Source organism: Thiocapsa sp. (assembly GCF_035467215.1).
GTDB lineage: Bacteria > Pseudomonadota > Gammaproteobacteria > Chromatiales > Chromatiaceae > Thiocapsa.
In genome coordinates this window covers 1-7,925 of record NZ_DATITZ010000095.1, presented here as the reverse complement: position 1 = coordinate 7,925, position 7,925 = coordinate 1, and the positions used below count along the sequence as shown (strand labels likewise).

The window sequence follows — 7,925 nt, the reverse complement described above, 5'->3', positions numbered from 1 at the left end:
CTTTCTGATGCGGGCGCGCGAGACGCGCATCCGCCTGCACCTGATCGCCGCGTTGCCGCACGTCCAGCTCGCGCCGCTGGATGCCTTCATCGCCCACGGCGAGCGGCAGATCGACCAGATCCGGCGCCGCGTGCTGTGCGGTCAGACCATCCCGCATGCCGAGAAGGTCTTCTCGATCTTCCAGCCCCACACCGAGTGGATCAGCAAAGGCAAGGCCGGTGTGCCGGTGGAGCTGGGTCTGCGCGTGGCGATCGGCGAGGACCAGCACGGCTTCATCCTGCACCATCGGGTGATGGAGCGCATCACCGACGATCAGGTCGCCGTGCCCCTGGTGGAAGAGATCGTGGCGCGCTTCCCGACGCTCGCCAGCGCGAGCATGGACAAGGGCTTTCACAGCCCCGCCAACCAACGCGGGTTGGCCGAGGTGATCGACTTTCCGGTGTTGCCCAAAAAGGGCAAATGCTCGGCCGCCGAGCGCGAACGCGAAGGCGATCCGCGCTTCATCCAGCTGCGCCGCAAACACTCCGCCGTGGAGTCCACCATCAACGCGCTGGAGGTCCACGGGCTCGACCGCTGTCGCGATCACGGGATCGACGGCTTCAAGCGCTACGTCGCCTTGGCGGTGGTGGCGCGCAACCTCCAGCGCATCGGCGCGCTGCTGCTTGCGCAGGAGGCCGACGAGGCGCGACGCGAGCGGGAACGACAGCGCCGACGACGCGCCGCTTGACCCTGTCGATCGGGCTGGATACCGACCCCGACGGGAGTGGTGCGCCTGCAGTGCGCCTGCAGTCTGGCGGCGATGCGAGTCATTCTTATTCAGGCGTCTAGATTGCGCGAATACGCATCGAATGAGGCTGAATTGAATACGCTGGCCCCGTCCCGCCATTCAGGACGGGGTGCCGGGGCGGGAAAAAACGGGGTTTTCGGTCGAGCACTATCTCTGAGGGATACTCCTATAGACGTACGAGCATTGTCAACTTTAATTGTCATTGGTAGTTGTCAATTTAAGTTGACGCTTATGTTCGCGACGGGCAGCACGACACGCTGCGGAGCCCGACCGAGACATCGCCCCCGGTCTGGACGCGGCCGAGGTTGAAATCACTGCCGGGGCTCCTGACTCTTTTACGGGGGCACGACGCCTCCGAATCTGTCCGAAACCATGAGAGGAGGACACCGATGAAGACGAAGAAAATCTCCGGGCTGCCCGTCACGGCCCTGTTGATCGCCGCCGGCCTAACCCTCGGCGCACCGGGCGCGGTCGGCGCCGTCGAGCGCACCCCGGCACCCGAGGACGCCCGGGCCTACATCATCACGCCCGAGGACGGGTCGACCGTGCCGCAAACCTTCGTGGTGCGGTTCGGACTCACGGGGATGGGAGTTGCACCGGCGGGAGCCGATCTCCCCAAGACGGGACATCATCATCTACTGGTCGACATGGACAGCCTGCCGCCGCTCGATCAACCGATCAGCGCCGACATCCTGCATTTCGGGGGCGGTCAGACCGAGACCGAGGTCACCTTGCCGCCGGGCGAGCACACCCTGCAGATCATCCTGGGCGACAAAAACCACATCCCGCACGATCCGCCGATCATCTCGGAGCGGATCACCGTCACGGTCGAGTAGACCGACCACCGCAGGCCCTCCGTGCGCCACGGACCGGGCGCCCGGCGGGGTTCGCACCCTCTGCGTTCGACACGTCGACCCGTCCGGGAACGTCGCGATAAGCTGACCGGACGCTGTTGGTCTAGCGGTCGGTGCCCATCACCAAGCGTTCGACGTCGGCGATACGGATCTCTCGGCCATCGGAGGTTACGAATCGCCGGCCGTCGACACTGCCGCGTCGGACCTCGTAGTGCGTGACCTCTCCCGTGTTGGCATTGACGACCTGAACAGGGATGATCTCCCAATCGCGGCCCCAATCCCGAACAAGAAGCGACAGACTCCCGATCAACATGATCCCGAGTAGGACGTAGGCGAGCGGGCGGATCAGCGCCGGGGGAATCAGCGGCGGACGCGGCGCCACGAGGCCGGCGGCCTCGCGAGAGCGCATGATGCGTGCGCGGATCACCAGATAGGCCCCGAAAATGACGGCAGCGGTGAGGAGGAGTTTCCAGATCATGGCGTTTACGTTAGCACGACCGGCCGGTTGGGGCAGCCCATACGCGCGCTGCGGGGTCAGGGCAGACGACCGCAACAGGCGGCCCCGCTGCGGCGAGTCCGGAGCGCAGGCAGCATGAAGAACGACGTTCCGACGCTGATTCTGACCGCGGCCTTGTCGCTCGCGGGCTGTACGGAACCTGCCGCGCCGACCGTGAATCTGCACCGGGCGGTCGAGATCGGAGACATCGACCAGGTCTCGCGTCATATCTACTGGAAGAGCGACCTCGATCTACCCGATGCGCACGGCGACCCGCCGCTGCACGTCGCCGCGCGCGCCGGTCGTGTCGCGATCACGCGGGAGCTCGCCCGCAAGGGAGCGGATATCGAGGCGCGGAACACCGCGGGAAAGAGGCCGCTCGACGTCGCACTCGAGCACGGGCGCACTCAGGTCGCGAGCATGCTCATCGACCAAGGCGCGCCGCTCGATCCACAGGCGACGTTGGTCGGGTTGGTCGAGACGGGCGTGCTCGACCGCGATTCCTTGAATTTCCTCCTCAATGCGGGTGCACAGCTCGACGAGCCGGATCCAAACGGGGATGCGCCGCTGCATGTCGCCATCCGAAACGGGCACCTCGAGACGGTACGGCGACTCATCCTCGCGGGTGCCGATGTGAATCAAGCCACCGGTGACGGTCGCTTGCCGCTGCGGATTGCGCGAGAATCGGCGCCCGGGCGCGACGCCCGGTTTATCGTCTCGACCCTCGAACGCAACGGTGCGAGGGCCGACCCACCCCCCTGACAGACACGCACAGGAGCGCCCGCATGGCCGAACGGATCGAAGATCTGACGGTAAACTACACCGAAGACGGTATCGACACGACCAAGGAGATCGACAAGGTCGTCCTCTCCAAGGGCAGTTGGACCACGATCCTCTTTCGCTATCAGGATTGGGACCGCGCAAAGGAGGCGTACGGTGCGGACAAATATACGATTCGCCGCTATCAGAAGCGCGGCGGCGAGTACCGACAGCAGTCGAAGTTCAACATCTCCAGCCGCGCCCAGGCCCAGGCACTCGTGGAGGCCCTGCAGGGTTGGCTGACCGAGGACTGATCGGGCTGGAAGGCTGAGCACCGGTACGCGAGACCGGTGACCGAGACCGGGGAAGGCCGATGACTGTGGACACGGATTCGAGACAGTGGCACCGCTCGAGTGTCGCCGAGACGATCGAGGTGCTGGACGTGGATCCCGCTCGGGGACTCTCCACGGACGAAGCGGACGCGCGACGTCGCCGTCACGGCGAGAACGCACTCGCCGAGCCCAAGTCGCGCCCGCTGTGGCTGAGATTCCTGGATCAGTTCAGAAACCTACTGGTGATCGTCCTCCTCTTCGCGGCCGCACTGGCCTGGACGATCGGGGATCTCAAAGACACCGTGGTCATCCTGGTCGTCGTGGTCCTGAATGCCGCGCTCGGCTTCTATCAAGAGTACCGTGCGGAGCGCACACTCTCCACGCTGAAGGCGATGGTTGCCGTCCGTGCTCGCGTGCGCCGTGACGGTCGGATCGGCGAGGTCGAAGCGACTGAGCTGGTGCCCGGTGATCTCGTCCTGCTCGAAGCGGGTGATCGCGTCCCTGCGGATGGGCGCCTGCTCGCGGCGCCCAACCTGGAGGTCGACGAGGCTGCCCTGACCGGTGAGTCCCAGCCGGTCGGCAAGAGCACGCAGGCCTTGGACGCAGCCGATCCGCCACTGGCCGAGCGCCTGAACATGCTTTACATGAACACGGTGGTGACGCGCGGTCGGGCCGAGATGCTCGTCGTCGGCACCGGCATGACCACCGAGATCGGCCGGCTGGCCGGGCTGATCGCCGAGACGCCGGACTCCGGGACACCGCTGCAGCGTCAGTTGGATACGCTCGGCAAGCGGTTGGCGGCGATCGCCGGGGTCATCGTCACCCTGATCTTCCTCCTCGACCTGTCACGCGGGCTGCCCTGGACGCAGGCCGCCATTACCGCCGTGGCCCTCGCGGTGGCGGCGATCCCCGAGGGCCTGCCGGCCGTCGTCACCGTCACCCTGGCGATCGGCATGTGGCGGATGGCCCAGAACCGGGCGATCCTCAAGAAGCTCTCGGCGGTCGAGACCCTGGGCTCAACCACCGTCATCTGTTCCGACAAGACCGGCACGCTCACACTCAACCGGATGACCGCGCGTGCCGTCTGGTTTGCGGGTGCGCGATTCACAGTCGACGGCGACGGCTACGGGACCGAGGGCGCGATCCTTCGGATTGATCCGAGCGGGGCGAGCACGCGGAACGATGAGATCGATCCGATCGATCCGATCGACTTAGGCCGCCCCATGGCGCTCTGCAACGAGTCGAGGGTGCGCGACGGCGAGTTGATCGGAGATCCCACCGAGGGCGCCCTCTGGGTTCTCGCACGCAAAGCCGGTCTCGACCCCGAGTCCGAGCAGGCGCGCCGCCCGCGGATCGCCGAGATCCCCTTCGACTCGGCTCACAAATTCATGGCGACCTTTCACCACGCCGGCGATCAGGTCGAGTTGTTCATCAAAGGCGCCCCGGACGTCCTGCTCGCCCGCGCCTCGCACTGGCTGACCGCGAGCGGCGAGCAACCACTCGACAGCGCGACCCGCGAGCGCATCGAGGCCGAGAACGAGCACCTCGCGAGCCAAGCCCTACGGGTGCTCGCCGTGGCACGCCGGACCATCCCGGCCCGTGATTTCGAGCCCGCGGACGACCTGTGGCGATGGGCCGAGGGCTGGACCTTTCTGGGGCTCGCCGGTTTGATGGACCCGCCGCGCCCGGAGGCCGCCGAGGCCATTGCCCGCTGTGGGCAGGCCGGCATCCAGGTCAAGATGATCACGGGCGACCATAAGCTCACCGCCGAGGCCATCGGACGCGAGCTGGGGCTGACGGGCGAGGTCGTCACCGGCGCCGAGCTCGACGCGATGGACGAGGCCACGCTCGGGCGGCGGATCGAGGGCATCGGCGTCATCGCGCGGGTCTCGCCGGCCCACAAGGTTCGCATCGTGAAGGCGCTCAAGGCGCGCGGCCATGTCGTCGCCATGACCGGCGACGGGGTGAACGACGCACCCGCGGTCAAGGCCGCGGATATCGGTGTCGCCATGGGTCTGACAGGCACGGCCGTGACACGCGAGGCCGCGACCATGGTGCTGATGGACGACAACTTCGCGACCATCGTCCGGGCGGTCGAAGAAGGGCGCGTCATCTTCGACAACATCGTGAAGTTCGTGCGCTTTCAACTCTCGACCAACATCGGCGCCATCCTCACCGTGCTGGCGGCGACCCTGATGGGGTTGCCGACACCCTTCACCGCGATCCAACTCCTCTGGATCAACATCATCATGGACGGCCCGCCCGCGATGACGCTCGGCGTCGAGCCGGCGCGCCCCGGCATCATGCGTGCCCTGCCCCGGCGACAGGACTCTCAGATCCTCACGCTGAAGCGCTCGGCGCTGCTCGGCCTCTACGGCACCACCATGATGGCCGGCACCCTCTGGCTGTTTCAGGATGCCTTGACCAGCCATGGCGAGGCCTACGCCCTCACCCTCGCCTTCACCACCTTTGTGCTCTTTCAGTTCTTCAATGTCTTCAATGCCCGCAGCGAGCACGGCAGCGCCTTCAACACCCACTTCCTCGCAAACGGCAAACTCTGGTTGGCCTTGGGTGCCGTCCTCGCACTCCAAGTCCTGGTCGTGAATTGGCCCGAGGCTCAAAATATCTTCGCGACCACCCACCTGAACGCCGAGGATTGGCTCAAGGCCGCGCTCGTGGCCTCCAGCGTGCTATTGCTCGACGAGGCCAGAAAGGCGGCGCTGGCAATCGCAAGGCGGACGAGACTGCGAAGCGATTCAACAGGTGCGCGGGGCTGAGCTGGAGGATTCCGACGTGGGCCGCGCGGGGATGCGGGGTTCGCTTTGATCACCCCGGCCTGACGCTGAGCCGGCTGGATCGTCAAGACGCGCACCAAGCACTCGGCCGATCCTGCTCCAGGATCAATGTCCGTTCGGCGAGCGACTCGCAGACCCCGCGGATGCTTGCATGGACCAGATCGGGATGGTTGTTGGTCTCGCTGACATGCGCGACGCAGAGCTGCGCGATGGCACGGTGCGGCAAGGCATCGAGCAGACGGGCGGCCTGCTGGTTGCTGAGATGGCCGAAGTCGCCGGCGACGCGCCGTTGCAGGCTCAGCGGATAAGGTCCGCGACGCAGCAGCTCCGGATCATGGTTGAGCTCCAGGATCAGCGCGTCGCAGTCCCGGAGAACCTCGGTCATGTGGGGTGTCGCGCAGCCGGCATCCGTCAACATCCCCAGGCGACGCCCGTCGGCCTCGAACAAGAACTGACAGGGCTCGCGCGCGTCGTGCGGAACCGGATAGGAGCGGATATGCAGGCCGTCGATCCGCATCGACTGCCCCTGACCGGAGAGCAGCCGCAACCTCGGGATCTCCGGGGCGCCCACCGCCCGCCACGTCCCGGGCGTTGTCCAGACCTCCACGCGATGCCGCCGCGCGAAGGACCAAACACCCTTCACATGGTCGGCGTGCTCGTGGGTCAGGAGCAGGGCATCGATGCTGTTCGGCTCGACATCGACCGACCGAAGACGTTGATGCAGCTCGCGTAGGCTGAATCCGTTGTCCACCAGCACGCGGCACCCGGCGCTTTCCACCAGCGTGGCATTGCCGCGGCTGCCGCTGCCGAGCGAGCAGAAACGCACCTCTACCCTGGCCTAACGCATTTGTTCCTTCATCAGCGTCAGGATCCGTTGGCTCGACTCGGAGGTGTCGGGTTTCCCGCTCGCGTCCAGCACGGTCACGCGCGATTCGGTCTCGCCCCCCTGCACGCGCACCTGATACTGCTTGACCGGATCGACCTCGTTTTTCTTCCAGAAGGCCATCCGCGAGAGGAGGCCGGGGCGCTTGTCGTCGGACTCACCATCCTGCCCCGCGTAGCGGACATAGTAGATGCCGCTGCTGAGATCGCGATCTTCCACGGCGAATCCGGCGCGATCCAGTGCCGATCCGGCCGTTCTCCAAGCGCGCCGGAAATCCTCCTGGATCACCAGGGTCTGCGAACCGCCCTCGTTGACCAGCCGAGCGCCGACGGGCTGCATGGCAAGGCCGCTTCCGGCGTCGCCGGAGCTGCCCGCGGAGGAGACAGGACCCACGGCTGCGGCACGTTGCTCGGACGCACCCAGGAAGACCATGAGGCGTCTCAGCATCTCGGCTTCCTTGCCGGGATCGGTCCCGGCGGGCTCCCAAATGGTTCGGCTTCCGTCACCGATGGCGTTGGTCACCAGACGCTCCTCCATCCCGCGATGCGTGAGATGAATATCTGTGGTGCCCGATGCCGTACCGGGCTCGATACGCACGCTGTACTGATCACGCGTCGAGGTCGCGTAGACCCCTTCGGCGACCTTGCTGATCATTCGCGTGACGAAATCGCGCCGGATCTCGGCGCGGTTGTCCAGCCAATCGGTGCGCATCACGCCGACCGACGGATTCTGCTCCACCAACAGGATGCCCTGCTCGCGCCAGAAGGAGATGACCTTGGGCCACACCTGCTGCGGCGAGGCCTGAACCTCGAGCCAGCGCTCGGAGTCACGCCGCCTCAACTCCACGTTGGGTGTCTCCGGGAGCACCTCGCCCGAGGCCGCGATGCGCTGGCGTTGCGCGCGACTTCCGCTGTATTCCGAGAAGGTCGCCCCGCCGGCGGGCGGGATGTCCAGGGCGTCATCGAACGTTCCGGCGGTCAAGTCCGGCGGGATCTCGAGATTTTCCCCGGACTCCTGCT

At 66.2% G+C, this 7,925-nt stretch carries 7 protein-coding genes and 1 pseudogene; 5 read left to right on the top strand and 3 right to left on the bottom strand.

Annotated features, from left to right (window positions below; all coding sequences use genetic code 11):
• Together VLR48_RS05100 and VLR48_RS05095 are read left to right on the top strand one after the other, a co-directional pair.
• Positions 1–727: pseudogene (locus VLR48_RS05100) on the top strand (ISNCY family transposase); the annotation flags it as partial.
• A 449-nt stretch (positions 728–1,176) separates the two neighbouring features.
• Positions 1,177–1,623, top strand: coding sequence for a DUF4399 domain-containing protein (locus tag VLR48_RS05095; RefSeq protein WP_325290740.1), 447 nt, complete (start codon positions 1,177–1,179; stop codon positions 1,621–1,623).
• A gap of 121 nt (positions 1,624–1,744) precedes the next feature.
• On the opposite strand, the gene VLR48_RS05090 is transcribed toward VLR48_RS05095, so the two are convergent.
• On the bottom strand, positions 1,745–2,119 hold the full coding sequence (locus tag VLR48_RS05090) for a hypothetical protein (protein ID WP_325290739.1): 375 nt from the start codon (positions 2,117–2,119) through the stop codon (positions 1,745–1,747).
• A gap of 114 nt (positions 2,120–2,233) precedes the next feature.
• Here VLR48_RS05090 and VLR48_RS05085 point away from each other — a divergent pair, with 114 nt between their 5' ends.
• Genes VLR48_RS05085 through VLR48_RS05075 form a run of 3 tightly spaced genes read left to right on the top strand, consistent with a single transcriptional unit; the run spans position 2,234 to position 6,005 of the window.
• Positions 2,234–2,899, top strand: a complete 666-nt coding sequence (locus VLR48_RS05085; protein ID WP_325290738.1) for an ankyrin repeat domain-containing protein — start codon at positions 2,234–2,236, stop codon at positions 2,897–2,899.
• 23 nt (positions 2,900–2,922) lie between these two features.
• Positions 2,923–3,210, top strand: coding sequence for a hypothetical protein (locus tag VLR48_RS05080; protein WP_325290737.1), 288 nt, complete (start codon positions 2,923–2,925; stop codon positions 3,208–3,210).
• Positions 3,211–3,269: 59 nt separating this feature from the next.
• A complete protein-coding gene (locus VLR48_RS05075) occupies positions 3,270–6,005 on the top strand; it encodes an HAD-IC family P-type ATPase (protein ID WP_325290736.1) in 2,736 nt (911 codons plus the stop codon).
• 82 nt (positions 6,006–6,087) lie between these two features.
• On the opposite strand, the gene VLR48_RS05070 is transcribed toward VLR48_RS05075, so the two are convergent.
• Positions 6,088–6,849 carry an MBL fold metallo-hydrolase gene (locus VLR48_RS05070; protein WP_325290735.1) on the bottom strand — a complete coding sequence of 254 codons (762 nt, stop codon included), beginning with the start codon at positions 6,847–6,849 and terminating at the stop codon, positions 6,088–6,090.
• A 12-nt stretch (positions 6,850–6,861) separates the two neighbouring features.
• The coding region (bamC, locus tag VLR48_RS05065; protein WP_325290734.1) for an outer membrane protein assembly factor BamC at positions 6,862–7,925 on the bottom strand (1,064 nt) is incomplete at its 5' end.

Bases quoted from the DNA above. Each gene is read 5' to 3' on its own strand.
- VLR48_RS05075 (WP_325290736.1), top strand. From the start codon at position 3,270: ATGACTGTGGACACGGATTCGAGACAGTGGCACCGCTCGAGTGTCGCC.
- VLR48_RS05090 (WP_325290739.1), bottom strand. From the start codon at position 2,119: ATGATCTGGAAACTCCTCCTCACCGCTGCCGTCATTTTCGGGGCCTAT.
- VLR48_RS05085 (WP_325290738.1), top strand. From the start codon at position 2,234: ATGAAGAACGACGTTCCGACGCTGATTCTGACCGCGGCCTTGTCGCTC.
- VLR48_RS05095 (WP_325290740.1), top strand. From the start codon at position 1,177: ATGAAGACGAAGAAAATCTCCGGGCTGCCCGTCACGGCCCTGTTGATC.
- VLR48_RS05080 (WP_325290737.1), top strand. From the start codon at position 2,923: ATGGCCGAACGGATCGAAGATCTGACGGTAAACTACACCGAAGACGGT.